This is a genomic window from Streptomyces sp. NPDC050534 (assembly GCF_044457745.1).
Classification (GTDB): domain Bacteria; phylum Actinomycetota; class Actinomycetes; order Streptomycetales; family Streptomycetaceae; genus Streptomyces.
In genome coordinates, this window is record NZ_JBITHF010000009.1 from 39,934 (window position 1) to 66,537 (window position 26,604).

Genomic DNA, 26,604 nt, shown 5'->3' on the forward strand with positions numbered 1-26,604 from the left:
GCGCACCGCGCACACCCGGACACGACGTTGGCGGGGGGATCCGAACGGTGATCGTCTGAGGCCGGTGACAGATCAGCCAGGGCACCCGAAGACGTCGACGGCGCACACCGCCACAAGCAGGGTCACGCCGCATACCCATCTTGGATGCGGTCAGCGACGTCCTGGGCACCGAGCATCCCCGCGCCGCACGGGCACGACGCATGACGCCGCGGTCAGGCGGCTGTTTTCGGTGTTGGGAGAAGCCAGCGTGCGAGCAGGCGACGTCCCGGTGTCTGGGAGGTGTCTGTTCCGATAGGCAGCGCGTCAGCGAGGGCGGGATGGCTGAGGCGGAAGGCACCGCCGACGGGCACAAGGATCCCGATGCATACCGCAGCGATGAGGACCTGCAGGAAGCCGCGGTGGCTGTAGTCGACAGCCCGACCTATCAGGACGTGCGGATCTCCTGCCAGTGGGTCCTGGAATTGGTCGCGGATTGCCTGATCTCCCCGGTGCAAGTGGCCCCAGGTTGCGGTGATCTCCTGCTCGTACACTTCCTTCTGCGTGATCCAGGCCAGCGGTGAGATGGGATGGGAGCGGTGGAGATAGTGCCGGATTCCGACGCTGGGTGCGAGGCCGAGTAGCACGCCTTCGATGAAGGTGACCGTGCCGAGTGCGGGCGACAACGTCAAGGCCCCGGTGAGGAGCGCCGCTGCGGCGGACCAGGGCAGGACAAGCCGCCATGCCCAGCGCGCGTCGTCGGCGAGCATCGTGGGAGCGGAGTCGCAGTGGATGTCGTCGACCGGGCGTGTCGTGGCGTATTGGACAGCGAGGCCGACCATCTCCCAGGAACCGCGCCCCACTGGTGCGAGCGATCACGCTCACGATGATCCTCAGCTCGTTCACCGTGGCGGTGGCACCGCATTCTTCCGAAATGCGCACCGCCCGGCAAGGCCGGACGGCCGCCCTCTCCAGGTGCGACGGGCTGCAATTGAGCGATCAAGGAGCCTGGGGCTGGGACAGCGCAAGCCGGTGGCCGTTTCGTCGCCGTCCGGGCCGCGGCGCGCCGCCGCCTGGAACACAGGCAGAGCGAGCACATCAGGATGTCGATCATGATCAGCATCAGGCCTGTCTGCTCGCCGAGGCCGGCACCAGCGCGGAGATTGCCGACCGGCTCCTTGGCATTCCCCGCCGGCCCGCACTCTCACCAGGGGTTCGCTTGGGACCGCAGGCGAGAGCCGATGCGCATGGTGAGTGCTGACGGCTGTCCGTCCGGCCACGGACGGATGCACCCCCGCCCGGCGTGCTGTGCATACGCCACTCAGGCAAGGTGCCGGGGCATGTGCGCCTGGCGGTCGGGTAGGCGCAGACCGACATGCCGCCCCGTGAGCGGCGACAACAACGAAAGAGCTCCACCAATGGTCATCCCGCTTAGGAAGCAGGCGGTGGATGAGCAGGGCAGGGACCGCTGTGCCGCGGTGCGTTACACCGCGGTCTGGGCCCCTGGTGCCGTACGTCCCAGGGACGTACGGCGGGACCTGCGCGCCGTCCTGATACATGCCGCGCGCCACGATCGCGCGCGCCTCCCGGCGTCGTTGATGTTGGACGCCGAACTCGTCGTCAGCGAACTGGTCACCAACGCCGTGCGGCATGCTCCCGGCCTCGGCGCGATGTCCCTGCAGGTAACCCTCACGCATCTGGCGATCACCATGTACGACACATCGTCCGCCCTGCCACGGCCCCAGCCCCCTGACCGCCACCGCGTCGGGGGACACGGCCTTCACCTTGTTCACCAAATCAGTGACAAGGTCGTCGTGACGTCCGGCCCAGCGGGGAAGCAGATCACTGCCTACCTGCCGCTGCTCCCCGAACACCCCACCCACGACGCCAACGCACCAGTCCTGCCGCTCCCACCCGCTGGCTTCCCCACCCGCCCGGCGAAGACGTCAGGACGCACAGGACTGCACTGATGAGCAGTGTGTGAGTCGAGCACCCTGTTGGTCGAAGTTCCGGAGTGCTGGCCTTTTCACGAGGCGTCTTTTCTGTGTGGTGGGACGAACCGGCCAGTCCTTCCCACCACACAGCTACGAGTACGGGAGGTCGTCACCGATCGGCCGTCAGCCGTGGCCGGGCCGGTCAGGATGCAGCGGCTACCGCGTCAAGGCTGCGGGCCACCACCAGTTCGGCGCTGCCCGCTGCGAAGCGGTAGCACATGCCCCCTTCGACGGCCTGGTCGGCAGCATCGTGCTGCTCCGTCGTCCCGGCGGTCTGGGCCGCCAGCACACTGGGCGTCACCCGCTCGACGACGTAGCGGACGTATCCGCACAGCAATGCCGTCCCCCCGTGCGGCGCATGCCGCGCCGACCAGGCCGCACACGTCGTGACCGACATCACCACCAGCGAACAGCCCAGCACCTCCCACGCCGTTCGCCACCGGAGTTGACGCGGCCGCAGCGTTCACCGCGACGGCTCGTTAACGGCGTGACAGGACGCATGCACGTGTCCAGCCGCCGGTATCTGCCCTGTGCCCGGCGGCGGGCCGGACCGCGCCTTCCCTCCGGTGGATTGGGCGGTGAGAGCGGCCCCCAAGGACCCGAGCCATGGACCCCCGGGCCCCTTCTCCCCCGCGGACACATGGGAGCGGGATGCGTCTGAGGAACTCCCGCGTCGCTCCGACGTCGGTCGCAGGCCGGTGGTGAGAACGCGAGCCTGTCCCCCTGGAGGGTGCCGCACCACATCACCTGCGGCCAGCGGTGAGTTCAGTGACGAAACGCGCCCTGGCAGCACGGAGGCATGACGGATCACAGACGGCGGGAACCGGAGCACCCGGGAAATTCTCTGTACCGACTATCGCCTCACCCCCACCCGGCCATGAGGTCACGCGGGCGACAACGACCGGTCAACAGGAATGAATGCGGAGCCGGCAGTCCGCCCCAGGTCCCGCCCTCATGCGTCACTCACCCCCGGCACCTTGGTAGGCCAGGAGCCGGGGACCGGCGCGGGGTACGGTAGCGGCATCCCGCGATGGAGGCAGGTAATGGCTGTGGAGTGGCGTGAATACGCCGAACAGATGGCGGTGCTCGCGCGCAAACTGCTGGAGCAGGACTCGGTGCAGGCGACGCTCGACGAGATCGCCGCGGCGGCCGTCGACCTGATCCAGGGCTGCGAAGCGGCCGGAATCCTGGCGGTACGCAAGGGCCGCGCCGTCACCCTCGCCGCCCACGGCGACATGGTCTCCGAATCCGACCGGCTCCAGGGCGAACTGGGGGAAGGCCCCTGCTTCGACCTCGCCCGCCGCAAGGACGGCGCACGCTCCTACCGCATCGCCGACATGACCCGCCCCCAGGAAAACTGGGAGCGCTTCGCCGCGGGCGCCCGCAAGCTGGGCATCGGCAGCATGGCCGGGGTCCTGCTCTACACCGACAACGACGACTTCGGCGCCCTGAACCTGTACGCGAGCCGCCCCGGCGCCTTCGGTGAGGAGATCGAGACCGCCGGCTGGCTGCTCGCCTCGCACGCCGCCGTCGCCCTGGCCGACGCCCGCACCATCGACCAGCTCCAGCACGGCATGGAGACCCGGCACGCCATCGGCCAGGCCATGGGCATCCTCATGGAACGCCACGGCTTGAGCGAGGACGACGCCTTCGACGTCATGCGCCGCATCTCCCAGCACCACAACATCAAACTGCGCGACGTCGCCCGGCGCGTCCGCCCCGAACCCACCGACCCAGCCTGAACACCCCTCCTGCCCGCGCTCGAGAACGCACAGCCGGCGGGAGCGCCAGGCCAAGCGCGATGCACCTGCGGGCCTTGGGGACGCCGTCATCAGCGCGTCCCCCTGGTCACCCGACCTCCGCGACACACCACGAACAGATCGCCCCGACACCGCCGGACGGGGGCGGGGCATGGACTGTTGACGCCGCGAACACGGGAGCACACCGCTCGCACCGCAGGGGCCTGGCAGAGGAATGACCGCGCTCGTCAGCCGCGCGGGGCCTCAGGGCGATGCTCGGCAAGGCCCGTCTCGCCGTGCGTGACCATCCCGGACGGTGACACACCGCGTCCCAGCACCGTAGTCCACCTCAGGGGTGCCAGATGCCCTGCCAAGCCGGATGCAGTTCGAGGGGCAGCGCGAGGGCCTTCATGACCTGAAACGCGACGATGGACTCCCGCGGCCAGCACACTCCCGCTTCCGGCTCTCGCCTGATGCGCTGCCGGCAGCGCTGCACGATCCGCCGGTAGATGGCGATTCGGCTGCGGATCTGTCGGGGAACAGGCATGCGCAGGGGCCAACGGGCCCGTTCTGCCGAGCCGGGCAGTCCAGCTCGTGCAAGAGGACGCTGTCGCGTTCCTTTTCCTCCCAGCGTTCCTTGAGGAACCTGGCCAGGTCGGCGACGGCATGCATGACCTTGCGCCTGCCCTGTCTCAAGCAGCCGCCGACGAGAGTGCGCCAGCGGACGAGACGGTAGCCGGTGACCATCTGCTCTGGCATCCGGCCCTGAGCGGGATGGGGAAACGTTTTCCGGGCAACTCCTGACGTTACTCGCGGGGACATCCGGCACGCTGAAGCGTGTCCGACGACGCGGGCGGCGGCCAGAGGCGCTCCGGCACCCACCCCGGCGCGGTGCGAACCGGGCCGCAAGAGCCGCGGTCCCTGATCCTTGGAGCCTCCTCCCGTCCGAGATCGTCAACAAGCCTTGGCCGTCAACACAGTCACATCCGAAAGGAGTTGGACGTTACGAGCGTCCACAACAGCGTCGCAGTGATGCTGTTGTGGATGGCTGCGTCCGCTTCCGCCAGGTTCTCGTGCGGTACTTCGGGTCACCGGACCGCGTGCAGGGCCAGACGCCTGGAAGGCGGGGCGGCGGTCGCAGTGTCCCGCCCGGCCCAGGCAACGACGGAGGACGGCGATCCCTGCGACAGTGGCTCAGGCGCCTTCATCTTCCGTTGATCACCGACCCGCCGGGTGCCGTACGGATGGTGCCGGTGCCCAAGCGGCTCCGGGCACCGCAGATGCGGGCACCCGGCCGAACAGTAGCGGCCGGGTATCGGTGGCCGGCGGCGGCCCTGGGGGATGGGCATCCGTTTTGTCGGGAGTGCTTCACGACCGTGTCCAGGCTCCTGCTCAAGCCCCGAAGCTCACTCGGCATCAGTGTCGCCCTTGGCTGACACGGCTGCGTGAATGGACTCCAGCGCGTCGAGCACGACCGCGTTGCGGTACCAGCTCAGCCAGGCGCCGACTTGCGTACCGAGCGCCTGCAGTGCGAACAGCACCTCCGCGTCGAACTCACCGATGACGCTGGCGTGGTGGGAGGAGACCACGCCCATGACGGCTCCGTGAAGCCCTACCAGAGGAACACTGTGACAGGCGCGGCTTCCCGCCCCGAGGATCACAGCCCGCGCCGTGTCGTTGAACAGGTCCGAGACCGCGATGTCGTGGACGGTGACCTGCCGGATCTGATCCGCCGCGTGCGAGCAGGACGTGGCCTTGCCTCCCATCTCCACGAAGGCGAAGTACTCGGTGAACTGCGGGCCGAGCCCGAAGTGCTGCTCCAGGCGCAGGAAGCCGTTCTCGGCAAGCTGCACGTTCGCCATCGTGGTCTGGGTGACCTGCATGACGCGGTGCATCGCCGCCTTCAGCACCCCGCTTTGCCCCACCACTCTCGATCTCCGTGTCCCAAGGTCAGGCAGGGGTGGCGCAGGCACGCGCGGGCGGGGCGGCACCCACCGCGCGGCGCCGATGTCGGGAGGAGGCAGGTGCACCGCCACGTCGGCGAGCGTGTGCAACTTGATGTTGAACTGCTGGGACGCCCTGCGAAGGAGCCCGAACGCCTCCTTCGGTGAGCCAAGACCGTACCGGCTCATCAGCAAGCCCTCTGCACGGGCCACGCTCTCCCTGGCCAGGCGTTTGTTGCGTTCCTCGACAACAGACGAGTCTGTGTCCGCCGGAAAAGACGGCAAGGGGGCTGGGGACGACGCCTCGACGTCGTCCAAAGGCACATCGGCCACAGGGCGGGGTCCTTCACCTGGGAAAGCACGACACAACCGCGCGGAAGTGAGGGCACACGGGACCACCGAGGGCCCACACTCCGCGGGCGTGCCTGCTTCCCAAGCACGGAGACACCCTACAGGTCATTTCATTTGGCTAATCCCGCAGCAGCAGGTGAAGAGGCTGCACGGGCAGCAGACGGCAGGAAGTGATCACTCCCACGCCTTCAGGCGCGGGCCCTAGGACGTCAACCGATGGGCGAGGGGAGCGTGCGGTTGCGGATCTGGTCGCCGGGCAGGGTTGGATCATCGCGATGGATGACGCGAGCAACACTCCGCAGGGCCCGGTCCCAGCACGTCAACGCCCCCCTTTGGCCGCGCGGGCACTGACGGAGCCGATGGCATAACGCGACCATCCCGCTTCGCCCAGCTCACCGAGCTTGTCGAGCATCGCAGCCCACACACCGGCCTGCGACCACTCGGTGAAACGCCGGAACGCCGTCACACCAGACGGCCCGAAGACAGACGGCAGTTGATTCCAGGTGCAGTGAGACGCTGCCACGAACATGATGGCCGCCAGCACTTCCCGGTCACCGTAGGCGCGACGGCGCCCTCCGCCCTGCGGACGCTCCGGCGCTGCCGGGACGACCTGCTGGAACAATTCCCACAGGTCCTCCGGCACCAACCGCTCGACAAGCTCGCTCGCCATACACGCAGCATCCCCTGGAGGCAGGCCAAACGAAATAGTACGTGGCGAGTACAGCAAGGCCGCTGCCGAACCGGCCGCCACCCAGCCGCCGACACACGGTGCGTTCACAGCGGCTTCAACCGAGCCTCGCCGAACAGCAGGCCCAAGGCCACCTCGTGAAGATCACGATTTGATCGGTTCCTCGCGCAGCAGGTCAGGTCTTGCGTCAGCAAGGGCGAAGGGCCCGCTTGAGGCCCTCCAAGAGGACGGGCTCGATCCGGTGGACGCGAAGGCGGTCATCCTACTCGAGAACCCTCGTGTTGTTGTCCAGGCCGGTCCGGCGCCGGACCGCGCGCACGCTGGTCGGCACCCCGTCGATCTTCCCCTTTGGGATCGGCGTGACGGGGTGAGCGATGAAGTGCTCGCGGAAGTCGTCGTAAGTGGCAGTGCCGCCCACCACGACCAGCCAGCGCAGCACCGCCAAGGCGCCGGGCCGGACGGCCGCGATGGTGTCGAACAGCAGCCGGCCCGCCCAGCCCTCCCACAACTCCGCGCCACTGAGGGATTCCCGGCCCGGCCGCCGCTCGTGCGCGGGGGCGTCGGGCCAAACTGACTGCCACGGCGGCGGGGTTGAGCCCGTAGGCGGCCTGCACGGTCGCGATCGCCTGAGGTCACGGAGGGAGCGGAGGAGGGCAGCAAAGAGCGATATTGAACTCACGCCAGTGACCTGCGCTGCCGTCGCCGAGCCGGGCCAACTATCACTGCCGCTCGCAACCATGAGGCATAGAATCAAGCTGCGCGCGCTCGATGCGTTGCGGGGAGATGTAGCCGGAATCGACGACATGCTCGGAAGGCAGCAACTGCCGTTCGGCGAGCTCGTCGTGGATGGTGTCGGTCATCTCGATGTCCTGGACGGTGGAGATGGTGGTGGCGACATGGACCACCAGTTCGGGGCGGTCTTCGGCGCAGGTTTCCGTGAGATGGGTCCGGTAGCCGCTCCAGGTAGTGTCCCGTTTGACGCAGTAGTGCGCGTCGGTGTCGTAGGGAGAGTCGAACCGCAGCGCGGCGGGCGGCAGCGCGTGGCCATCCGCCAGCGCAGTAAGCCGTCCGCATCCCAGTAGGAGTGTTGGACCCAGACCTGACGCAGGATCTCGACCTGTGGCAGCAGCCGCAGGTGGGGCGGGGCGCCAGCGGCCCAGGCCGCGGTGAGGATCTTCTGGCCGTCTTGGCCGCACTCCTCGGCCCGTGTGGCCACGGCCGCCTTCCCACCCGGCAGTTTGCCGATCTCCACTCTGCGTGCGTACCGCCTGGCCCACTCCGGCCCGATCAGCGTCGCCAGCCAGGCGGGGGCGGCCTCGGCCAGCTTCTCCAGGGCGGCGCGCAGCGTCCCTCCGGCCAACTCCAGGCGGCTGAGGGTCGCACCGCGGCCAGCACATCGGTGGCGTCCGTGCGTTGCCGTCCCCCGGCCTTGAGCAGGCCGGCCTGCCTCGGCCGATCCAGCATCAGCTGCATCAACCGGTCGGCGGCGCCGTCCTGTTCGGCCAGCCGGGCCCCACTCTCACCTGGCACTGAATGATCGAACCCCGGATCCTCCAACTCAAGCCCCAGGGCGTACTTCCAGTCGATCCGGGTGCGGACCGCGTCCGCCGCTGCCCGGTCGGACAGGTTCTCCGCGAACTGCAGCACCGACACCAGCGCGAGCTGCCCCGGCGACAATCCCGGCCTGCCGTCATCCGGGTACGGACCGGCGAACTCCTCGTCCTCGAACAGGACATCCAGCCGGTCCCGGATAAGCATGGCCGGGGTGCCCTTGGGACACGCCGCCCGCGCCGTTTGCACCGTCCGCGCCGGGATCCGCTGGTGACTCTCCGGCCGCAGCGACACCGCGACCACCTCCACCGACGACACCCCCGCACACTCCCAGCCAAGCACCCCACACAGCCAGCCGTCAGCGGCTTACCAACATCACCAACAGAGTCACGGCATTGCACCTAGAGTGGCGAACTCCGTTCCCGTCCGGGTTGGAATGGGCGTACGCGTTGACAGGGAGAGTGCCGGGGCGGGCTCTCAGCCTCGTACGGGACGCGCTCGAGGAGGCAGCTCCGCTCGGCCTGCCGGTGCCCGTGTGGGTGCTCGAGGTGGCCGCCGACCTCGGGGACGAGGACGCCGCCGCCCAACTGATCGAGCACGGTGCCCAGTTGCGGGCCGCTGGGAAGAGCCTGCCCGCGGGCGTCACCGAACGCGGCCCGCGTGTCTCGCAAGACACAGTGAGTGTGACCCCGGTGACCTGGCTACCCGGCGAGACGCCCGGGCGGTCTTCGCCACACAGATGGACGTCGTCGCCCGGCGGCTGGGAGAAACGGACGACCTCGACGCGTTCGCTGCGCAGTTCCGGTCGTCTGTCATAGCCCACGGACACCTGCTGAACTACGAGGAGGCCCGTGCACTGCGCGGGCATCTGACCGCCCGATCACAGGCGTTGCGCACGGCGCTCGCGACGACATCACCCTGAGCACGCCCGCCCCCTCCACGATCTCCTCCCCCAATCACGGCCCCCGGCCATGTCGCCGCCGGTGGGCGCGTGTGTGACCCCATTGGGCCTGCCGGAGTGCGGGGCACGGGGGGTCTTCGCAGCATGGCGTCTGAGCCCCCAACCAGACGGTGACGAATTCGATCGGTGCCGGCGGGCTGTCACCGGCACCGATGCGGAAGGACGACATGCCCATACGCAACCGCAGCACGGCTGCCGCAGCTGCCATGTTCCTGGCCGGCCTGACGGTGCTGAGCGCGCCTCCGGCCCACGGCACGTCCGGCATGGCCGTCACCCGCCACAAGCCCCCGGCGAGGGCGGGCGGCACCCCGTTCATCAGCCGCCCACAGCCCGGCCTGTCGCCGGGGCGGACGGCCGGTGAGTCGCTGCCTGCACGCTCGACGGCCGGCACGCACACCGTCGCCTCCGGGAACACGTTGTGGGACATCGCCCGGCAGGCCCTCGGCAACGCACTGCGGTGGGACAGCGTCTACTCGCTCAATCAGCAGAGCATCGAGGATGAGGCCCGGCGGCACGGGTACGCCTCCAGTGACCGGGGCCACTGGATCTTTCCGGGCACCGTGCTCACCCTGCCTCAGACACCGGCGGCACAGACGCAGCCGTCGTCGCGCTTCGAGCCTGCCCCCTGCCCGACCACTTACGGAGAGCTGAAGGACACCCGCTGCGGCTTCCTCGTCGTACCGGAAAACCGGGCCCATCCCTCTGCGCGGACCCTTCGCCTGGCCGTTGCGCTCGTCCGCTCGGCATCACCGAGGCCGCACCCCGATCCGATCGTGTTCTTCACCGGCGGGCCCGGCGCGGACGCCCTCGGGAACATATCGGAACTCACCGAGGCCGGACTGAACCGCGACCGTAATTTGGTCGTCCTGTCCCAGCGCGGAACGTATTCGTCCCAGCGGCCGCTGACCTGTCCCGAGATCGACCGGTTCTACGGGGAGCGCGTCAGCCTCCTCTACGACGCGCCCTCCACCGGAGACCAATACGTTCAGGCGGCGGCCCGGTGCCGCGAGCGCCTGACAGCCCAGGGAGTCGATCCGGCTGCCTACAACACCAGCGAGAACGCCGCCGACGTGGCGGATCTGCGCAGGGCCCTGGGAATCCGGGAGTGGAACGTCCTGTCGCACTCCTACGGGACACAGCTGGCGCTGACTTATATGCGCATGTTCCCCGAAGGGGTCCGTTCCGTGGCCGTCGACGGCGTCGTACCGCCGTCCGTGGCAACGGCCGGGTGGACGTGGAGCAGCATGAGGGCGTCGTTCGACAACATCGTGAGCGCCTGCGCGACCCAGCCCGCATGCCGGCAGCGCCACCCGGACATCGGTGCCACCTTCCTGCGCATGGTGCGTCAATTGGAGGCTCATCCGGTCACCACACACGTGACGGTGCCGCAGGTCGGGACGGTGAAGGTGGTCCTCGACGGCGGGGCGCTGCTGAACTGGATGGTTCGCGCCAGTCACGCCCCCGACACCTTCCCCGTGGGCGTGGACGAGTTGGCCCACGGCCGGCCCGAGCGCATCGCCGAGCAGTGGGCGGCCGCCTGGCTCCCCGGCTCGCAGGGGATGTTCGCCCACGGGTTCTCGCTGAGCGTGTGGTGCAGCGAATGGGTTCCGTTCGAGACCCCCGCCGAACAGCTCGCCAAGGGGCGGCGAGCCTTTCCCGAGCTCCCCCGCTCGGTCTTGGCCCAGGCGCCGCAGCTGCCGTTCCTCCGTCAGGCATGTCAGGCCTGGGACGTTCCGAAGGCACCCGACTCCGTTCGTGCGGTCACTCGGAGCAGCATCCCCACCCTTGCCATGTCCGGAAGCTTCGACGCCCAGACGGGTGCTCAGTGGGGGCGCTACGTGGCCCGGACGCTTTCCCGCTCCACGGTGGTCACCCTGGCCGGTGTCGCCCACGGGACGTTCGACACTCCGTGCGGGGCAAAGGTGATCACCTCCTTCTTCGACGACCCCGAGGGCCCGGACACCCGGTGCGTGAGCTCCGTGAAACCGGCGCCGTTCGTCACCGACGGTGGGGGAACCGGAACCCGTGAATGACGATCTGCTGTCGGCCGGCTCCGACACCGTGCGCTCTACGCCGTCTGGACTTCCCGGCCCCGCGCGGTGGTCTCGCCGTGGCCTTCTGAGCGCTGCGGCAGCGGTGGGCTGCGCGAGCGTCTCGCCGGGGACGGCAGCGACGGCGGGCGCGTCCCCGAGATCCGCTGTGGGCCGGCTCCAGACGCAGCAGGTCGGCGCGCGCGTCGGCGAGGTCGAAGGCCCGGCTGAGGCCCTCTACGAGGGCCGGTTCGATCCGGTAGACACGCACCCGGTCGTCCAGCTCGAGCACGTCGGTCCGGTTGTCCGGGCCGACCCGGCGCCGGATGCGCCCATACGAACAGCTCCCCGTCCAGCACGGCCGCGTCCGGCAGCTTCGCTGGCGCGGCCACGATCTTCGTGGTCACGGCGCCGGACAGGCGCAGTAGGTCGAAGGCGACGAATCCGGGAAGGCCGGCGCCATTTCGGTGCCGCGGCGCGAGCGCAGCATGACGCGGCCGGCGTCGATGGAGCACGTGCAGGAACGATGCTGACCGCCCCCACAACCACGCCGGGATGGGCTGCCGAGCCGAAGTGGGACGGCTTCCGCACCCAGTCGGGGGCGCGGGACCGGCCGCTATCCGGTGCGGGCCGTAGAGCCGCACAGGCGTGGCCAGGCTGTGCGCTGCGGCAACGCAGAATCGCGCCCTCCAGGCCCGCACTCACCTTGCGACGCTGGAGCCGTGGCCTGCTAGAGCGGAGGCAGCTTCTGGCGGCGTGTTCTGTAGAGGTTTCTTGGCTGCCGAGGCAGGTAACCCTGGCGGTACCCTCTGCTCACTGACCCGCCGAAGACAAACAAGGCCATTCCGAGAAGGAAGGCCCCGGGCATGAGGCTCGGAAGCCAGATCAGCCCGACGCCAAATACGACCACACCAAGGGGCTCGGTCAAGACCCACAACGGTCCTCCGGAAAACAACGCGTCCCAGGTCGCCAACGCCACACCCACAGCGAAGGCGCCGATCATCAGGACCGGAATGCCATCTGCCGTCAGTTGCAGTGCTTCCATCAGCCCCGCCCCCCGAAAGATGCGGCCCCAACCCGCATCGATACGACAGAAGGCTACAGCAGCGCCCCTGCTAACAGCGGCTAACAGAACGGGCGTCGAGGACTGCGTCTACAGGTGGCCCGGCTTGCCGTCGGCGACGACCCGTGCCAGGGATCGCTCCAGCAGTTCCAGGAACTGCCGCAGGGCATCGGCCACCTTCTCGAGTTCCGGTTCGTCCAGCGACGCCGTCCGCGTCCGGTAGACCGTCCCATCAGAGCCAGCGACATAGGACAGGCCGCCGCCATTCGAGCCAATGACCGGGCCACCGGCCCTCTGGTCCACGTCGACAGCGACAACTCCATTCTCCTGGATCCCCAGCAGGACGTCACGTGCCGGGTCGAGGAAGTAGCCGTTGCCGACGTCTGCCCAAGTGGCGTCGCCGATGCTGTCGCAGAAGGTGACCAAGTCAGCTGGAACGAGGCTCACTTGGGCGAGCGTGCGAGCCACGGCTTGATCGTCGCGGTTGGCCGGTCGCGCCACGTTGGCGCCCGGGGGAAAGCCATGCCGACGCTCGAACTCGCCTGTCATTGCCGTCAGGGTCCCCAGACTCTGTCGGTCCAGGTGGCCAGCCAAGCGGCCGAAAGCGAAGGGGCACGGGTCTGGTGCAGGTTCGGGTGACAGGTTCGGTCACGCGGCCTGGAGGGCCGGTGTGGTCATGACGGTCTCGAATTCGACGGGTGTGAGGCGGCCGAGTGCGGCTTGTCTGCGGCGCCGGGGGTAGGTCCCCTCGATCCAGGTCACGATCGCGATCCGCAGTTCCTCGCAGGTGGCCCACGCCCGGGCAGCACGAGGGAACTGCGGTTCCACGACCAGTGGCCCCGCACCACCTGTCACGGCAGGATCGCGATGGAACTCGACCAGTTCAGGCCAAGGCGGTCTTGCGAGGCCATGTGAAGGAACTGGAAGCCTTCCAGTTCGCGTGCCCGGCGCAGTGGTCCGACGTCCAAGGGGCGCAGCCCCGCGGAGGTGACGAGAGCGGAGACGGTCTCCTTCGCCGTGTCCTCGTCTCCGGCGATGAAGACGTCCAGTGCCCGGCCGGCCACCTCTCCGATGGCGAGCGGCCCGGCGAACGTGGTGTTGAAGGCTTTGACCACTCGGGCCTCCGGAGCGGCGGCGGCGATTTGCTCGGCAGCAGAGGTGCCAGGAGGCACGGTGAGTGAGTCGAAGGTGGTGAAGTCGACTGGATTGGAGATGTCTACGACGACCTTTCCCGCCAGGGCATCGGCCCAGGCGGCGGCAACGTCGCATCCGGCCGGGTAGGGCAGGGCAAGCACCACGATGTCGGAATCAGCCACAGCTTCGGCGTCGACCGCTGTGACATCCGCTCCAGAGACCGCCTGGCTCAAGGCGGTGGCGAGCTCGTCCGCCGTGGCTCGCTTGTGATCGTACAGGCGAAGGGTGTGCCCGCCCGCCAGCGCCCGGGTACCGATGCCGCGGCCCATGCTCCCGGCACCGATGATGGTAACAATCATGCGTAGCTCCGTACCTTGTGGTGAGCCGAGTGGACCTTGCGCGTTTCATGCAGTCTCATGTGCCCTTCCACCGTCACACCCTCTGACGGCCTCTGCCACCGAAATGCCAGGGCAACAACGACACCTGCGAACGCATCTCGCGCATGCTGACGGCGTGGTCGGTCTGGTCGCCCTGACCGGCGCACTGAAGGGCAAGAAGACTGCCTCGCTTCTAAGGTCCCGCTACCGCCTGTGCCACACGCGGCCGACTTCGACGTTATCCCTTGAATCGGGTCGCAGTGGGGGATCAGAAGCGGACGGCGGGGTGGCTGGGCGCACGGGTCGTGTTCGTTAGCGGACGGGCCGCTGCCGTGGGGTGACTGGGCCTTGGACAGGTCTCGACTGCGTGCACACAACCCGTCTTCACCGATGCTGACGGTTCCGCGCGCGCCAACTTGACGCGCCGAACTCGTTGGCGAGGCGACGCGGCGACGAGGCCCAGGCGGCCATTGAGCTCGACAAGATCGTCAATATGGCTCTGGTACACCGCCTCGCCGAGAATGGCCGTCGCGTCATTGATCAAGCCGACCGGGGACGGAGCCAGGGCGTACTTGGCCGCTTTGAGACATCCCTTTGTGAACGCGCTGCTGTTGCGTGTCGCCTGCTGAGTCAGGGTGAACGCCTGGCTGATGGGGTCGGCTGCGGGAAAACTCACGACGGTGTGTACGTCGAAGGCGGCGGTGGCGAGTTGTTCTCCGAAGCCACGCGAGAGTGTGGAGACGTGCCGGGAACGGAAGGTGGATCGCACGTCATCGATCGCAAGATCGCACGCGGTGAGTTTTGCCGCCAGTTTCAGCATGAGACCGAGGCGTTCTCGGGCGTTTTCCGACAAAGCCCGCCGCGGCCGGTGGTCCCGCTCTTCACCGGTGACGGCGGCCCTCAGGTCCGCCAGGCACTCGTCAGCCTCCCGTGCCCGCCGCTCAAGGTCCTCACGCGGTCCGTCGACGCAGTGCCGTGCTGCTTTGGCTGCCTGCCGCAAATGATGTGCTGCCCTGATCACTTCGCGACGGGACGCCACGGCCGCCCGAATGGTTGGTGCGCCTTCCCCGAATTCCGCCATGGCACCGCCCCGTTCGGTATGGCTGGTTACCTTTTCGTACCCACCCAACCGGCCAGTAACTCCTCGGCGCAGTCTCACCGTTTCCAGGCCCGGCCCTGTCCAGCACGGGCCGCCGCCTACCACACCACGCTGCTTGATCCCTTACGCAGCAAAACCCGTCTAGGGCACGCGGCCTGTGCGTTCCGGGTGCTTCGGGCAGATCAATCAGCCGCCGCTCTTGCGGCGGAACGACCGCCGGCCGGCAACCGGGCCGTTCGCAGCGCGGACCTTTGCCCCCTCCGGATTCGCGGCAGACTCGGCGCCATCCGTCTGGACACCGCGCTTGCGGGCCAGGGCTTCCCGGAACTTGCGCTTGAGGTCATCGTTGCCGACCTCGTCGGGGGTGAGTGCGTCCGACTCTGCGTCGGCCGGCTCCGAATTGTGTGGCGATGCAGACTCCGCGGTCATGACGGCCTCCTGGGTCCGGGACGAGAAGCACAGCCTGTCACACCAGACTCAACCCACCGCCCAGCCGGGCCTCGGCTCGCCACCATCGTCATCGCGACAGCCACAGGGATCCGCTCCGAACGTCGCCGCCGACGCGAACGCCGAGCAGCCCGGCACCGTCCTCGTTCCCGTGCACCGCGATCGCCCTCCGCCCGCTGAACGGAGGGCCGGCCCGTTGCCACCGGGGAAACGGGCGGGCCGAGCGCCCGCGGTGCCACAGCCTTGCACGCCGCGTCTGGGCTGCCCATAACGTGCCCCGTCCGTGCCGAGTCGGACGTCATGAGTCAACGACGTATGTCTTCTCCCCCCCATCATCGGCGGCGCGTCGGCGGGCCCCTCGATGTAGGGGCTGCGCCAGATCACCCGGTGCTCCCGGCGGCTGGGATACCACTGCCTCACGTTGTGCATCCGCACCGGCCACCGGTGGTAGTACACCCGCTTGGCATCCCCTGCAGAATCCGACGGCCGGGCAGAGGGTGCCGTGGGTCGGACAACACGCACATCGGGATCCGCCGGCAGCGACACCCCCGAACGCGTCGCCTCGATGCTGCGGGACAGGCTCGACGGCCCCGTCATCCACGACCACCTCAGCATCGGGCCCACCTGCTACGCCCTCGTCCCCCGCGGACCCCACATCGCCTCGCCGGGCACCAACGACACCCCCCTACTCGGCCCCGGCGTCCCCGCCCTCGAACGCACCACCCCACCCGGCACCTTCTGGATCACCAACGCCCCGCCACCGCAACGACCTGTGCCAACACAACACCGTCCAGCGCCTGATCAACGACGGTCGCCGTGAACTTCGCGCAGCCGACAGGCCAACCGGAACGACGACACCAACACCCCGCCACCTGAGACCCCTTGACCACCCGGCCGCCGGCGCGCCCTGACAGCCCCCGTCCCTGCCGGACGCCGCCCCATCCAAGACGCCCCCGACTTGGACAGGGCCCCGGCAGGGACGGGACTCCATCACACCGGCGCCGCGGACATCAATCCCGTCAGCCGACCCGTATCGGATTGCGCGCCACCCAGCCAGCGAGCAATAGCCAGCGGGCAATCCTGAGGAATCTTCCTGCACGGGAGCGCTCTTGCCCTTCATCCTGAGGGCTCACCGACGGCACGAGTGGGGGGACACCGTGGCACTGCAGCTACGCATGCCCGGCACCACCCGTGAGGGCGGCACGTACCCGACGCTGCACGAGGACATCGCGAGCGGGGACCTCCTCGTGCCGGGCCACACCGTCACCGACCGTGAGGACGTGGCGCAGCTGCAGCACGTCCTCAACGGCGAGTTGTTCGTGCGGGTCCCGCGCGCGCTGCCGGCCCGCCTCACCCCCAAGGAGTAGACCGCGTGCCGCAGTTCATCGACGACGCCACCTTCGACACCTACTTCACCACCTTCGAGCACACCGCGTGGCGCCTGGAGACCCGTCGCGGCTACGCATCCGACCGCGCCGGCGCGAAGTACCGCCGCTACGTCGAGACACAGCAGATGGCCGACGACCCCGGCCGCCCGTGGTGCGTCAACGTCCGGGCGCAGACCGCACAGGGCAAACGGATCGAGCGCGTACGGATCGTCGACGACCCGCCCACCCGCGAGCAGCGCTACCTGCTGGCCGGAGCCGCCGTCAACAACGAGGCCGGCGAGGACATCCGCAACCTGTGGCGCGCCCAGGCCGACCAGCTCGGGCTGCCGGCCGTGGACTTCTGGCTGTTCGACGCCCGGCGCGCCCTCATCCTGCACTTCACCGACACCGACGACTACCTGGGCGCCGAACTCGTCGAGGACCCGGCACGCATCGTGCAGTTCTGCCAGATCAGGGACGCCGCCTGGCACCACGCGATGCGGCGCGAGGACTTCGTGGCACAGATAGCTTCGGATGGGTGAGCGGCGGCTGCCGGCAGACCCGCCAAGCGGTGCGCGGCTGCGTGAGCTGCGCACCGAAACCGGCCTGAACGGCAACGAGTTCGCCGAGCGGCTCGGCTGGCAGCGCTCGAAGATCGAGCCGGCCAGAGAACGGCAAGCAGAATGCCACCGACGCGGACCCCGAGGCATGGGCCTACGCTGCCGAGCGGCCGGACGAGCCTGCGCAGCTCCGGCGCAGCCTCGAGACGGCGTACCGCAGTGGGCGCCGGCAGCTCGGCGCCGGCACCGCAGCGTGCAGGTGCTGCTGCCGGGTCTACCACGTATGGGGTGGGCCGCTCATGGCTCTGCCCGTCATCCGCCGGATGGAACTCACGGGTGCATGACGATCTTTCCCACATGCTCCCTGCGGGAGAGTTCTTCCTGGGCCTGAGCGGCCTGGTCCAGTGGGAAGGTCGCCGCGATGACGGGCTGGACCTCTGCCCGACGAGCCAGGTCCATGAGGAGGTCGAAGTGTGTGGGCGTGTGCATCGCGGATCCGATGACCTGGGCGTTGTGCAGGTAGAGGCGGCGCACGTCAAAGGTCACGTCGTAGCCACCCAGTGCGCCGGCGATGACCCACCGGCCCCCTTCGCGCAGCAGCGGCAGCCCCTCGCTGACCAGTTCACCGGCCACGACGTCGAGCGCGACGTCGATGCCCTGCGGGGCGGCGGTGCGGAATTGCTCGGCGACGTCTCCTGCGCGGTCGATGACTTCGTGCGCGCCTGCTTCGCGCACCGCATCGATCTTGGGTCCGCTGCTGATGGCGAGCACCCTTGCGCCGCGCGCACGGGCGATCTGCACCAGCGCGAGGCCGACCCCGCCGGACGCCCCCGAGACCAGGGCGGTTTCCCCCTTCTGCAGCCGGCCTCGCTCGATCATGCCCAGCGCCGTGCCGTAGGCGGTCGGCAACGTCGCGAGCTGGTCGTCCGTGAGCGGCGATTCCGTCACGTCGTGTACACGCTCTACCGGCGCCGTCACGTACTCGGCGTATCCCCCGTCGCGTTCACTGCCCATGAGGCCCACCGGGTGGGCGTCCGGCCCCTCGGTGTCGTAGATCGCGGGGTCGACGACCACTCGGCGTGCGACGAGGCTCTCCTCCGCTGCGGTCCCGACGGCCACGACACGGCCGGCCACGTCGGCGCCCTGGATACGCGGGAAGTCGATCGGGCCGCGCCAGCCCGACGTCGCCTTCGGGTCTCCCGGACGGCCGTAGGCGCCCTGCCGAGTCCACAGGTCGGTGTTGTTCAGCGCTACTGCGCTGACCTGGACCAGTACCTCTCCCGCCCGCGGGGCAGGGACGGCGACCTCCGTCAGTTCAAGAGCCTCCGGCCCTCCATGCCCTGTGATTCGCACCGCTCGCATGGACTGGGACGCACTCATCGCTTGAACCTCCTCGCAGGTATACTGATCTGTGAACATCTCTCACCGTACACCGATCAGTGAAGGGGCCCGCAGTGACGGAAGCGCGGCCTATGACGCCAGCCGGCCGCCGCATCGTGGCGGCCGCAGAGGAGTTGTTCTACCACCGCGGAATCACAGCGGTCGGCGTGGATCTGATCGCTGAGCGCTCAGGGGTGACCAAGCGGACCCTGTACAACCAGTTCGGTTCGAAAGACCGCCTCGTGGCGACTTATCTCACGGGCCGCGACCAGCGATGGCGCTCCCTCGTCCGTGCCGCTGTCGACGCCAGCAGCACTCCCGCCGAGGCCGTCACCGCCCCCTTCGAGGCACTGCGGACCTGGAGCGAAACCAACACCCGCGGATGCGCCTTCATCAACGCACTCGCCGAGATCCCGGACCCCTCGCATCCCGCACACCGCATCGCCGCGAACCAGAAGCTCTGGCTGCTGAACCTGTTCAAGGAACTCGCCACCACGGCGGGCTGCTCGCACCCGGCCGCCCTCGCCACCCAACTCCTCGTGCTGCACGAGGGCGCTGTCGCCACGCAACCCCTCCCGCTCGACAGCCTTCCGGGGAGCACCGACCTGGCACGAGCCCTGGTTCAAGCCGGGACATCGCCCCGCCACTAGAGCGTTTTCGGCAAGGTGCTGCCGTTCGGCCACCCTGGGCGGCGCCCGGCGCCTGCGATCGCAGGACGGAGGATCGCACCGCCTGCGGAGCAGGCGGTGGGTTCAGCCGGCCAACTGTTGGAGCCATTCACGCAGCAGCGCCGTCTCGGTGTCTCGCAGAGGTACCCCTGCGCCCGCAGCCGGGGGCCCGGTGGTGAGCGCGGTTTGAAGTGCGGCATCGAGGGCGAGTGCGCGCGCGGCCAGGTCCGACCCGGATGAGGCGGGCGAGTCGGTGGTGAGGGAGGCGATGACGGTGTCCCGCAGCCGTGCCGACGTGGCCAGGTCCCGCTCCGAGGACTCTTCGCCGATCAGCGCCAGCGTGGCACCCGTCGTCGCCGCGTGGATGACGCGGGTCGCCTGCTCCACCGGAACCCGAAGGCGCCCGGCGTCGGCCGCCCGGCCCAGCAGTCTCACCAGCAGGGCGTGCGCCTCGTCCGCGGCCGGGGGCCGCCGCCCGGGCTGCACGGTGCCGTACATGAGCATGTAGAACGCGGGGTGCCGCAGTCCGAAGTCGACGTGCAGGTCCCAGCCGCGGTAGAGGTCGGCCACCGGGTCGTCGGGGGTCAGCGCCAGTGCCTCCCGTTTCTCGGCCAGGTACATCTCGAACCCGTAGGCGGCCAGCTCGGCCAGGAGTCCGTCCTTGTCGTCGAACATCCGGTAGAGCGCGGGGGCCGTGACGCCCGCGGCCGCGGCGACCGCGCGCGTGGAGACGGCCTCGCTGCCACCCTTCTCCAAAAGCTCGGCGGCCACCTGCAGCACCCGGCGCCGCGCGGCGCGTCGTCCCTCGTTCATGGAACAACGATATCTGAATTTCCGTATCGCCGCCTTATCGGTGCTACGGTTCAAAGCGGAACGCCGATCCAGGCCGATGGTGACTGGCGCCGGCCCGCGACACCCGGGCACGCGCCGCACCCGGCCGGGGCCGCCGGTCCGCCACGCGTCGAGCAGTGCGGCCGACAGCCGCGGCGGGCGGCTCATGTCCGCCGGCACCACCACCGAACACGCCGCCATCGCGGCAGGAGAGGAACCACCATGTCCGATACCTCGATCGTCATCGCGTCGCATTCCGGCTACGGCCACACCGCGCAGATCGCCACGGCCGTGGCCGACGGCGCACGCTCGATCGCCGCAACGCACGTCCACCGCGTGGACGTCGCCTCCCTCAGCGACGCCGACTGGGAACTGATGGACGCCGCGGACGCCATCATCTTCGGCACCCCCACCTACATGGGCACCGCGTCGGGGGCGTTCCACGCCTTCGCCGAGGCCAGCAGCAAGCGGTGGATGACCCGCGCCTGGAGCGACAAGCTCGCGGCGGGATTCACCAACTCCGGCTCCATGAGCGGCGACAAGCTGCACACCCTGCAATACCTCTCACTCCTGGCGGCCCAGCACGGAATGCTCTGGGTCAGCCTGAACCTCCTGCCGGGCTGGAACACCACCACCTCCAGCCCCCAGGACGACAACCGCCTCGGCTTCTACCTCGGCGCCGGCGCACAGAGCTTCAACGACACCCCCGCGGTCCACGACGCAGACCTGAACACCGCCCGCCACCTCGGCCGGCGCGTCGCCGAGCACACCCGCATCCACCGCGCCGGGCTGACCGCCGCAACGCACTGACACCACGGCCCGCCCAAAATCACCGTCCAGCCTCTTCCAGAGGAGCGCACAACACCTCTGGCCCACCTGCCTGCTCACCGCCGCCCTCACCGGCACCACTCTGCCCCCTGGCCCACGCCCGGGCCGCCCACCGCACCATCACGGCACCGACCGCTACGGCGACGGAGCCGAACGACGAACCGCACGCCCGCCGACCCACCCGCAGGGGGCGGAGCGGCAGCCCGCCCGGCCGGCGCACGCCCCACGGCGGCCAAGCAGGTTGCGTGGCATCGAGCCGCCCACCCCATGCCGGTGCCGGTCTCCCCCTGCGGGTGAGGACGAAGGCTGGTCTCCTCCCGCGGATCGGCGGGACGGTCGCCCGTGAACGCCCAGAGATGATCCCCCCGCAGCCTGGCCACGGCGGGGAGCCGGCAGCCCGACCGGCGTTGCTCGGCCACAGCGCGCCGCATGACGGTCAAAGCGCCTTCGGTCAGGGAGCGGTGGCAGCAAGGTGGTGCCCGCCCGCGATGCCGCCGGCCGCCTGGTGCGGTGTACAACCGGCCCTGCCCCGCACCCGGTTCACGGTACGTCAACAGGCCGCGCAGTGCGGCCGGATGGCACGCCGGCGGACCCAGACCCAGATCACCACCAGACAGACGACCGTGAGGTGCGGGCACTGCTCCGATCGCGCCACCAGCGACAGGATGATGTCCTCGTACATGCCGGGCCTCTTTCGTCGATGCTCGGTGGCGGGCCCCGGTCATGTGCGGACATGGGGATCCGGGGCCTGCCACGGAAAGTGCCCCAAGCGTCGGCGGCGTTGTGCCCCTGCGTCACCCTCCCCAGAACGGCAACTACCCCGAAGAATCGATCCGTTGCCGAACGTCATCCACCCCAAGCAGACCCAACTGCGGTTGTTTGCCGCATCTTTGACCCCGTCGAGCAATGCTGCGACGACGCAACGTCATCTGCCTGCCAACCGGGTTGGCCACCCAGGCAGGCCAACCCGGTTGGCGTTTCGGCGACAGTGGGTGAACGTTCGGGGACAGTCAGCCGTCGCGCTCCAGGCGGCGCAGCGTCTCCCGGCTCCACCCCGACAACCCCGTCAGCACCGACTGCGGGATCCCCGCGGCCGACGCCTCGGTGACCGCCGCGCGCAGCAGCCGGCGGGCATCGCGCAGCCGACGCTCGGCGTCCGCGCGCAGCGCGGCCGCCCGCCGCACCCGCTGCTCCATCAGCTCCCGCAGCCCGAACACGACCGGCCGCGCAGCCCGTTGCGGGGAACGCACCACCACCCGCACCGCCGCCGCCCCGGCGGCGGTGACCTCCTCAAGACTGCGGCCACGCTGCACGAGATAGGCCTGGAAGGCGTCCACCGCCAAATCGATCGGGGCGCCCCCCGACCCCCATTCGGGGCTGATCTTCTGCACCCGCCATTCCCGCCCCTCCTGCAGCTGCACCTCCATCCGGTAATAGCCCGCACCCGGCCCCGCACCAGCCATTTCCCACCCCCCTTTCCGCAGGCAACCTCGCCGAGCCGCCCTCCGCCCCGGTCTCAGTCCGCCTCACGCATCACTGCGCCGGATACGGGACCAACAAACGCGGGCGGCGGCGGGCGGCCGCGCCATCGGGCCGCGCCGCACGGCCCCGTCACTCAACCGCCGCACCTGGGCCGAAGGACGGGCGGGGCGAGGTGCCAGGGCCCGGCGAAGGGGGCGAGCCCTCACCCATCGACGCCGTCGTGCCCACACTGCCCGCCACCGGTCACCGGGTGGGCGGCCCGGCCCGGGTCGTCGAGCGCTCACGGGATCGGCTCCGAGGCACCTTGCCCCGCGCCACGGCACCGGCGGCGTGCCTCAGTTCACATGCCCGCAGGCGCCGACAGGGGAACAGACACGGACTGTTCACCGTTCATCTATACGTGGCTGCGGAGGGGACAGTGTCCCCGGGCCTCACCTATAGCCCATGGGGACGATCGTCCGGCTGAAGCCCCATGGAGCCTTCCGCCGAGAGGCGACCGCCCTCCGCCAGCCACCACCTCACGGCCCCGGCTGGCCTCCCCCGTCCAGCCGGGGCTTCTCCGTGCACGAACGCGGCGCCCCCGTTTCTCCTGACCAAAGAGACAGGGCCACAAGTCCGTTGCCAGCGCGCATGATGGGAGCTCCAACAGGTCGAAGGCGACCGGAATGATCACCAGGCGGTGCGCGCGGGCCGCGTGGTGTCAACTCCCGTAAGGCGGAGCCGTCGCACGGGAGTTGACACGGCGTCGGCGTTCGACCTACGTTCGTGGTGTGTAGCCGCTTGGCTGCATGTTTTCGGGGGGCGGGCTTCATCGCGCATGCGATGGGAGCCGGGGAATCAACCCCAGGAGACATGTGGCGTCAAGCGGCTTGTCGCATATCCGGGGCCCGTATTCCTCGCGGCCCGCCCTTCCTGGAACGGGAAGGAGCGGCGGTGTCGTCGCAGGCCGAGCCACCACAAGACCATCCTGCCGTGCCGGATGCCGACCTCGAACCCCCGGCGGAGCACGATCACCGCACCCTCGACCTGATCGCGCTCGTGTGCATCCTGGCCGCCTGCACGGCGATCTGCCTGTCCGCCGGCACCGGAGCCCTGCATGCGGTGATCGGCGGGGCCGGCATCCTCTTCGCCGCCTGGCGCACACCACCACGCACCAGGCGACAGCCGCGATCAGTTCCGGCCCGACGCCGGCCACCGCGCCGCCCCGGAACATGACGATCCTGACGCGTTGATGCTCCTATTGCTGGTCAAGCGGTTTGGAGTCAGGTGCGGCAGGTGTGGGCGAGGTCGTCGAGTCGGCGGGTTCCGCGTTCGATGTCGGAGATTCTGGTGGGCCAGACACCGAGGTGTCGTGCGCCGGTGAGGGTGATGTTCTTGGACTGCCGCAGGGGGCGGAGATCCGCGACCTCGGGAACGGTGACCGTGGAGCGTTGTCCCGGGCTACGGCCACATCGGCCGCGACCACCGCGCACAGCGCGGCAGTGGCTGCGCGTGTCGTGGCCTCCGGCCCGCCGTCCCGTCCAGCCCGCCGCTGCTGTTGGGGCGACCGGCGATGACCCGGCGACCGGCCCGGCGCCGGCGGGCACGGCGCCAACGGCCGCCCGACGCAGGCCGGTTGACGGCTCTGGCGGCGACCGCCGTGGCCATCACCTTGGCCACGTGGGCGGCTGCCCGGCTGGCCGCCCACGCATCGGTGCTCATCGCAGATGTGGCGCTCACCGCCGCGGCCGGGACGGGCTGGGCTGGGCCTGCCGGCATCATCGCCAGGCCCGGCGGCGGGCGGTGCAGGACCAGGACCTGCGCTACACCCTGCCCCGACTGGACGCCCTGCACCACGACGAGTCCGAGCCCGCCGTGACGGCTGCCGGGATGCGGTGCGGGTCGGCGGCAGCGGTGACCTCGGGGCCGACGTGAGGGCCACCGCCCCCTTTCGGCGGCGCTGGGTCATCCAGTGCAAACACCGCCGCCACGGCGGCGCCGGAAGCCCGGTCGGCACCCGGGATCTGCACATCCTCAACGGCACCGCCCGCCCCGTCCACGGCGCCGACATCGCCGTCCTGATCACCAACGGCCGCTTCACCGCCCCCGCCCGCGCCTTCGCGGCTCAGCAGCGGCTGCATGTGGTCGACCGGCGTCTCCTCGCCGCCCGGGCCGCCGGCCCCCGCCCCCTGTGGCACCACCTGGGCGCCCCTGCCCCACACACCCGCTGAACACCCGGCCCGCCGCCCCGCCTGCCGGAGTACAGCGCCCCGCCCGGCCGCACCCCGGGGGCGGGGGTGCCTCTTTCGGGCGACGACCCCGGCGGGCGGCGGGTGTGGTGCGGCGGAGAACGGTGCGGCGGGTGATGGCGGCGTGGCACGGGTGCCGTCGTGAGGGTGGGGAGGGCGACGCGGCCGGGTGGGCAACTGGGTTGAAGGCAGGCTCAGTTGGGGGTGTCCGGCGACAGGTGAGCGGGGCGGGCAGGTGAACTCATTTGCCCCACAGGGTGCGGGAGTTGCCCGTGGTCCCGCCCGTTGGCGTCGCCGCAGGGCCGACCCTTGCCTGGAGGCGGACTGTCATGGAGAATTTTGCCATATGGCATTCCATCATGTGATTGAAGGTAACCGTGTCAGCCGCTAGCACGCACAGGGCCGTGTATCTGTTCAGCACCTGGTTCAGTGCCACGCTGTGTGCTGTCGGGCTCCACTTGGTCTGGCTTCACTCTGTTCGGCCACATGGTGGCACGGGTGGTTCAGCCAGGGGGCAGGATGCCTCGGGGCCCGGTAGCCTGACGCGCGGCCGTGCCCCCGGCCCGCGGCTGCGGGCACGGCCGCGCCGGCGTGCGGACTGGAAAGGGATGCTGTGATCTTGTCTGAAAACCCGATGTTCCTGCGGCAGCGGTTGCGGGACCGCCTCAAGAAGGCCCGGGAGGCTGCGGAACTGACCCAGCAGGAGGTCGCCGACACCTTCGGCTGGTCCCCGTCGAAGGTCATCCGGATCGAGAACGGGAAGATCGGGGTCAGCGTCACCGACACGATGGCGCTGGCCTCCCGCTACCGCATCGCCGCCGAGGAGCAGCAGGAACTCGTCGACCTGGCCCGGGCGGCCCGCCAGCCCTCCTGGTACGCGCCTTACAAAGAGGTCATGACGCCGGCGCTGGAGGCGTACATCGCCTACGAGGAGTCGGCCACGATCGTACGCAACTACGAGCGCAACGTCGTGCCCGGGCTGCTGCAGACCGAGGAATACGCCCGCGCCCTGCTGCAGTCCCTTCAGGAGGACGACAGCGTGGACACCAGCGGAACCAGCCAGCGGCACCTGGAACTGCGGGTCGACCTGCGCATGAAACGCCAAAAGGCGCTGGAGACGCCGGACGCGCAGTTCTTCTTCATCCTCGACGAGGCGGTCCTGCGCCGCGTGGTGGGCAGCGAGACGGTCATGCGCCAGCAGCACGAGACCCTGCTACGCCTCAGCGACCTGCCCAACGTGACCATTTTGTATGTGCCGTTCACGGCGGGGCCCTATCCGCTCTTCCGCAGCCCCTACCAGCTCTTCCAGTTCGGCCCCAGTGACGACGACCTCGTCGCCTACCTGGAAAGCCCCAGCGGTGAGGCACTGCTGAGCGAGCGGGCCTCCCTCGGCGACCGCAAGGAACCGGCCGACTACCTGGACGCCTTCTGGGCCGTGGAGAAGAGGCTGGCGAAGCCGATCACCCGCGAGGTGCTGCTCGGCCCGGAAGACTAACGACCGTGCCAGGGAAGGGAGGAATCCGTCTGCAGAGCCTTAACGAAACGGCTCCACGCACCGGCCGCAAATTCCGCCACGGGCGGTGATGACTGTTTCGAGTCGCGAACCCGTACCACGCCACGCCACGCGACCTCGACGCAGGCACCTTGCTCACTGTAGGAGCTCTTCTTCCAGTGATCTGCAGGGCGAATCACTGCACCTCCCCCATTCCCCGTCAACGGCACAGGGAAGTATGAATGACCGCCCCGCCCCCGACAAGGCGGAAATCCAGGCACATTATCCGCCACACAAGAAAGCAGCAGAAAGGCTCAGATAACGCCACGAAAAGTGCCATATGCGCATTCAGGCTTTATGGCCTGAGTGTGGGCAGCAAAAAGGGAGCCCATGGCCTAGCCGGCAAGCATCCGGC

Annotated in this window: 29 protein-coding genes and 2 pseudogenes; 12 read left to right on the top strand and 19 right to left on the bottom strand. The window is 69.4% G+C overall.

The features are described from left to right. Window positions 1–212: 212 nt before the first annotated feature. A complete protein-coding gene (locus tag ACIBN2_RS27980) occupies window positions 213–746 on the bottom strand; it encodes a hypothetical protein (protein ID WP_399138309.1) in 534 nt (177 codons plus the stop codon). 648 nt (window positions 747–1,394) lie between these two features. Here ACIBN2_RS27980 and ACIBN2_RS27985 point away from each other — a divergent pair. Then, window positions 1,395–1,946: an ATP-binding protein gene (locus ACIBN2_RS27985; RefSeq protein ID WP_399138310.1), complete on the top strand. Its 552-nt coding sequence runs from the start codon at window positions 1,395–1,397 to the stop codon at window positions 1,944–1,946. A gap of 166 nt (window positions 1,947–2,112) precedes the next feature. Here ACIBN2_RS27985 and ACIBN2_RS27990 read toward each other — a convergent pair whose 3' ends face one another. Next, entirely contained in the window at window positions 2,113–2,367 is a 255-nt protein-coding gene (locus tag ACIBN2_RS27990) for a hypothetical protein (protein ID WP_399138312.1), read from the bottom strand. 646 nt (window positions 2,368–3,013) lie between these two features. Here ACIBN2_RS27990 and ACIBN2_RS27995 point away from each other — a divergent pair. After that, a complete protein-coding gene (locus tag ACIBN2_RS27995) occupies window positions 3,014–3,712 on the top strand; it encodes a GAF and ANTAR domain-containing protein (RefSeq protein WP_399138313.1) in 699 nt (232 codons plus the stop codon). Between the two features lie 346 nt (window positions 3,713–4,058). Here the strand turns inward: ACIBN2_RS27995 and ACIBN2_RS28000 are convergent, their stop codons facing one another. From ACIBN2_RS28000 to ACIBN2_RS28025, 6 genes and pseudogenes are all read right to left on the bottom strand, one after another. Further along, the gene (locus ACIBN2_RS28000) at window positions 4,059–4,256 is read right to left on the bottom strand and encodes a hypothetical protein (protein ID WP_399138314.1); all 198 of its coding nucleotides are present in this window, start codon (window positions 4,254–4,256) and stop codon (window positions 4,059–4,061) included. Window positions 4,257–5,115: 859 nt separating this feature from the next. After that, the gene (locus tag ACIBN2_RS28005; RefSeq protein WP_399138316.1) at window positions 5,116–5,985 is read right to left on the bottom strand and encodes an ANTAR domain-containing protein; all 870 of its coding nucleotides are present in this window, start codon (window positions 5,983–5,985) and stop codon (window positions 5,116–5,118) included. Between the two features lie 346 nt (window positions 5,986–6,331). Next, window positions 6,332–6,673 (bottom strand): annotated as a pseudogene (locus tag ACIBN2_RS28010) (transposase); the annotation flags it as partial. Window positions 6,674–6,953: 280 nt separating this feature from the next. Continuing rightward, entirely contained in the window at window positions 6,954–7,199 is a 246-nt protein-coding gene (locus tag ACIBN2_RS28015; protein ID WP_399138318.1) for a hypothetical protein, read from the bottom strand. A 211-nt stretch (window positions 7,200–7,410) separates the two neighbouring features. After that, entirely contained in the window at window positions 7,411–7,551 is a 141-nt protein-coding gene (locus ACIBN2_RS28020) for a hypothetical protein (protein WP_399138319.1), read from the bottom strand. Window positions 7,552–7,978: 427 nt separating this feature from the next. Further along, window positions 7,979–8,560, bottom strand: a complete 582-nt coding sequence (locus ACIBN2_RS28025) for a transposase (RefSeq protein WP_399138321.1) — start codon at window positions 8,558–8,560, stop codon at window positions 7,979–7,981. 421 nt (window positions 8,561–8,981) lie between these two features. Between ACIBN2_RS28025 and ACIBN2_RS28030 the strand changes: the two genes are divergently transcribed. Both ACIBN2_RS28030 and ACIBN2_RS28035 read left to right on the top strand, forming a co-directional pair. Further along, window positions 8,982–9,164 carry a hypothetical protein gene (locus ACIBN2_RS28030; RefSeq protein ID WP_399138322.1) on the top strand — a complete coding sequence of 61 codons (183 nt, stop codon included), beginning with the start codon at window positions 8,982–8,984 and terminating at the stop codon, window positions 9,162–9,164. A 206-nt stretch (window positions 9,165–9,370) separates the two neighbouring features. Then, window positions 9,371–11,236, top strand: coding sequence for an alpha/beta fold hydrolase (locus ACIBN2_RS28035; RefSeq protein ID WP_399138324.1), 1,866 nt, complete (start codon window positions 9,371–9,373; stop codon window positions 11,234–11,236). A gap of 727 nt (window positions 11,237–11,963) precedes the next feature. Here ACIBN2_RS28035 and ACIBN2_RS28040 read toward each other — a convergent pair. The 6 genes and pseudogenes from ACIBN2_RS28040 to ACIBN2_RS28065 form a co-directional block, all read right to left on the bottom strand. Further along, window positions 11,964–12,278, bottom strand: a complete 315-nt coding sequence (locus tag ACIBN2_RS28040; protein WP_399138326.1) for a hypothetical protein — start codon at window positions 12,276–12,278, stop codon at window positions 11,964–11,966. A gap of 108 nt (window positions 12,279–12,386) precedes the next feature. After that, the gene (locus tag ACIBN2_RS28045; RefSeq protein WP_399138327.1) at window positions 12,387–12,845 is read right to left on the bottom strand and encodes an SMI1/KNR4 family protein; all 459 of its coding nucleotides are present in this window, start codon (window positions 12,843–12,845) and stop codon (window positions 12,387–12,389) included. A gap of 99 nt (window positions 12,846–12,944) precedes the next feature. After that, a pseudogene (locus tag ACIBN2_RS28050) lies at window positions 12,945–13,097 on the bottom strand (IS3 family transposase); the annotation flags it as partial. 50 nt (window positions 13,098–13,147) lie between these two features. After that, window positions 13,148–13,789, bottom strand: a complete 642-nt coding sequence (locus ACIBN2_RS28055; RefSeq protein WP_399138329.1) for an NADPH-dependent F420 reductase — start codon at window positions 13,787–13,789, stop codon at window positions 13,148–13,150. 286 nt (window positions 13,790–14,075) lie between these two features. Further along, window positions 14,076–14,888: a hypothetical protein gene (locus ACIBN2_RS28060; protein WP_399138331.1), complete on the bottom strand. Its 813-nt coding sequence runs from the start codon at window positions 14,886–14,888 to the stop codon at window positions 14,076–14,078. A gap of 204 nt (window positions 14,889–15,092) precedes the next feature. Next, a complete protein-coding gene (locus ACIBN2_RS28065; protein ID WP_399138333.1) occupies window positions 15,093–15,335 on the bottom strand; it encodes a DUF5302 domain-containing protein in 243 nt (80 codons plus the stop codon). A 1,175-nt stretch (window positions 15,336–16,510) separates the two neighbouring features. Between ACIBN2_RS28065 and ACIBN2_RS28070 the strand changes: the two genes are divergently transcribed. Further along, on the top strand, window positions 16,511–16,720 hold the full coding sequence (locus ACIBN2_RS28070) for a hypothetical protein (RefSeq protein ID WP_399138335.1): 210 nt from the start codon (window positions 16,511–16,513) through the stop codon (window positions 16,718–16,720). A gap of 5 nt (window positions 16,721–16,725) precedes the next feature. Next, a complete protein-coding gene (locus ACIBN2_RS28075) occupies window positions 16,726–17,262 on the top strand; it encodes a DUF6879 family protein (RefSeq protein WP_399138337.1) in 537 nt (178 codons plus the stop codon). 348 nt (window positions 17,263–17,610) lie between these two features. Here ACIBN2_RS28075 and ACIBN2_RS28080 read toward each other — a convergent pair whose 3' ends face one another. Further along, window positions 17,611–18,660 carry a zinc-binding dehydrogenase gene (locus tag ACIBN2_RS28080; RefSeq protein ID WP_399138339.1) on the bottom strand — a complete coding sequence of 350 codons (1,050 nt, stop codon included), beginning with the start codon at window positions 18,658–18,660 and terminating at the stop codon, window positions 17,611–17,613. A gap of 92 nt (window positions 18,661–18,752) precedes the next feature. On the opposite strand from ACIBN2_RS28080, the gene ACIBN2_RS28085 reads away from it, so the two are divergent. After that, complete coding sequence (locus ACIBN2_RS28085) at window positions 18,753–19,310, top strand: TetR/AcrR family transcriptional regulator (RefSeq protein ID WP_399138341.1); 558 nt, start codon at window positions 18,753–18,755, stop codon at window positions 19,308–19,310. A 102-nt stretch (window positions 19,311–19,412) separates the two neighbouring features. On the opposite strand, the gene ACIBN2_RS28090 is transcribed toward ACIBN2_RS28085, so the two are convergent. Then, complete coding sequence (locus tag ACIBN2_RS28090) at window positions 19,413–20,141, bottom strand: TetR/AcrR family transcriptional regulator (RefSeq protein WP_399138343.1); 729 nt, start codon at window positions 20,139–20,141, stop codon at window positions 19,413–19,415. Between the two features lie 240 nt (window positions 20,142–20,381). Here ACIBN2_RS28090 and ACIBN2_RS28095 point away from each other — a divergent pair, with 240 nt between their 5' ends. Then, window positions 20,382–20,969: a flavodoxin family protein gene (locus ACIBN2_RS28095; protein WP_399138344.1), complete on the top strand. Its 588-nt coding sequence runs from the start codon at window positions 20,382–20,384 to the stop codon at window positions 20,967–20,969. A gap of 568 nt (window positions 20,970–21,537) precedes the next feature. On the opposite strand, the gene ACIBN2_RS28100 is transcribed toward ACIBN2_RS28095, so the two are convergent. Both ACIBN2_RS28100 and ACIBN2_RS28105 read right to left on the bottom strand, forming a co-directional pair. Further along, window positions 21,538–21,669, bottom strand: coding sequence for a hypothetical protein (locus ACIBN2_RS28100; protein WP_399138345.1), 132 nt, complete (start codon window positions 21,667–21,669; stop codon window positions 21,538–21,540). Window positions 21,670–21,997: 328 nt separating this feature from the next. Further along, entirely contained in the window at window positions 21,998–22,450 is a 453-nt protein-coding gene (locus ACIBN2_RS28105; protein ID WP_399138347.1) for a hypothetical protein, read from the bottom strand. Between the two features lie 991 nt (window positions 22,451–23,441). Here ACIBN2_RS28105 and ACIBN2_RS28110 point away from each other — a divergent pair. From ACIBN2_RS28110 to ACIBN2_RS28125, 4 genes are all read left to right on the top strand, one after another. Next, window positions 23,442–23,684, top strand: coding sequence for a hypothetical protein (locus tag ACIBN2_RS28110; RefSeq protein WP_399138348.1), 243 nt, complete (start codon window positions 23,442–23,444; stop codon window positions 23,682–23,684). A gap of 567 nt (window positions 23,685–24,251) precedes the next feature. Beyond that, the gene (locus ACIBN2_RS28115; RefSeq protein ID WP_399138349.1) at window positions 24,252–24,383 is read left to right on the top strand and encodes a hypothetical protein; all 132 of its coding nucleotides are present in this window, start codon (window positions 24,252–24,254) and stop codon (window positions 24,381–24,383) included. Continuing rightward, entirely contained in the window at window positions 24,380–24,679 is a 300-nt protein-coding gene (locus ACIBN2_RS28120; protein ID WP_399138351.1) for a restriction endonuclease, read from the top strand. The genes ACIBN2_RS28115 and ACIBN2_RS28120 overlap by 4 nt, the downstream gene beginning before the upstream one ends. 637 nt (window positions 24,680–25,316) lie before the next feature. Further along, window positions 25,317–26,192 carry a Scr1 family TA system antitoxin-like transcriptional regulator gene (locus ACIBN2_RS28125; protein WP_399138353.1) on the top strand — a complete coding sequence of 292 codons (876 nt, stop codon included), beginning with the start codon at window positions 25,317–25,319 and terminating at the stop codon, window positions 26,190–26,192. On the opposite strand, the gene ACIBN2_RS28130 is transcribed toward ACIBN2_RS28125, so the two are convergent. After that, on the bottom strand, window positions 26,189–26,482 hold the full coding sequence (locus ACIBN2_RS28130; protein ID WP_399138354.1) for a DUF397 domain-containing protein: 294 nt from the start codon (window positions 26,480–26,482) through the stop codon (window positions 26,189–26,191). The two genes, ACIBN2_RS28125 and ACIBN2_RS28130, sit on opposite strands and share 4 nt — an antisense overlap. Between the last annotated feature and the right edge of the window lie 122 nt (window positions 26,483–26,604).

Excerpts from the sequence above, each read along its gene's own strand:
- ACIBN2_RS28060 (WP_399138331.1), bottom strand. The coding sequence starts at position 14,888 with ATGGCGGAATTCGGGGAAGGCGCACCAACCATTCGGGCGGCCGTGGCG.
- ACIBN2_RS28095 (WP_399138344.1), top strand. The coding sequence starts at position 20,382 with ATGTCCGATACCTCGATCGTCATCGCGTCGCATTCCGGCTACGGCCAC.
- ACIBN2_RS28085 (WP_399138341.1), top strand. The coding sequence starts at position 18,753 with ATGACGCCAGCCGGCCGCCGCATCGTGGCGGCCGCAGAGGAGTTGTTC.
- ACIBN2_RS28000 (WP_399138314.1), bottom strand. The coding sequence starts at position 4,256 with ATGCCTGTTCCCCGACAGATCCGCAGCCGAATCGCCATCTACCGGCGG.
- ACIBN2_RS27980 (WP_399138309.1), bottom strand. The coding sequence starts at position 746 with ATGCTCGCCGACGACGCGCGCTGGGCATGGCGGCTTGTCCTGCCCTGG.
- ACIBN2_RS28035 (WP_399138324.1), top strand. The coding sequence starts at position 9,371 with ATGCCCATACGCAACCGCAGCACGGCTGCCGCAGCTGCCATGTTCCTG.
- ACIBN2_RS28055 (WP_399138329.1), bottom strand. The coding sequence starts at position 13,789 with ATGATTGTTACCATCATCGGTGCCGGGAGCATGGGCCGCGGCATCGGT.
- ACIBN2_RS27990 (WP_399138312.1), bottom strand. The coding sequence starts at position 2,367 with ATGTCGGTCACGACGTGTGCGGCCTGGTCGGCGCGGCATGCGCCGCAC.
- ACIBN2_RS28090 (WP_399138343.1), bottom strand. The coding sequence starts at position 20,141 with ATGAACGAGGGACGACGCGCCGCGCGGCGCCGGGTGCTGCAGGTGGCC.
- ACIBN2_RS28100 (WP_399138345.1), bottom strand. The coding sequence starts at position 21,669 with ATGTACGAGGACATCATCCTGTCGCTGGTGGCGCGATCGGAGCAGTGC.
- ACIBN2_RS28040 (WP_399138326.1), bottom strand. The coding sequence starts at position 12,278 with ATGGAAGCACTGCAACTGACGGCAGATGGCATTCCGGTCCTGATGATC.
- ACIBN2_RS28020 (WP_399138319.1), bottom strand. The coding sequence starts at position 7,551 with ATGACCGACACCATCCACGACGAGCTCGCCGAACGGCAGTTGCTGCCT.
- ACIBN2_RS27995 (WP_399138313.1), top strand. The coding sequence starts at position 3,014 with ATGGCTGTGGAGTGGCGTGAATACGCCGAACAGATGGCGGTGCTCGCG.
- ACIBN2_RS28030 (WP_399138322.1), top strand. The coding sequence starts at position 8,982 with ATGGACGTCGTCGCCCGGCGGCTGGGAGAAACGGACGACCTCGACGCG.
- ACIBN2_RS28045 (WP_399138327.1), bottom strand. The coding sequence starts at position 12,845 with ATGACAGGCGAGTTCGAGCGTCGGCATGGCTTTCCCCCGGGCGCCAAC.
- ACIBN2_RS27985 (WP_399138310.1), top strand. The coding sequence starts at position 1,395 with ATGGTCATCCCGCTTAGGAAGCAGGCGGTGGATGAGCAGGGCAGGGAC.
- ACIBN2_RS28080 (WP_399138339.1), bottom strand. The coding sequence starts at position 18,660 with ATGAGTGCGTCCCAGTCCATGCGAGCGGTGCGAATCACAGGGCATGGA.
- ACIBN2_RS28065 (WP_399138333.1), bottom strand. The coding sequence starts at position 15,335 with ATGACCGCGGAGTCTGCATCGCCACACAATTCGGAGCCGGCCGACGCA.
- ACIBN2_RS28105 (WP_399138347.1), bottom strand. The coding sequence starts at position 22,450 with ATGGCTGGTGCGGGGCCGGGTGCGGGCTATTACCGGATGGAGGTGCAG.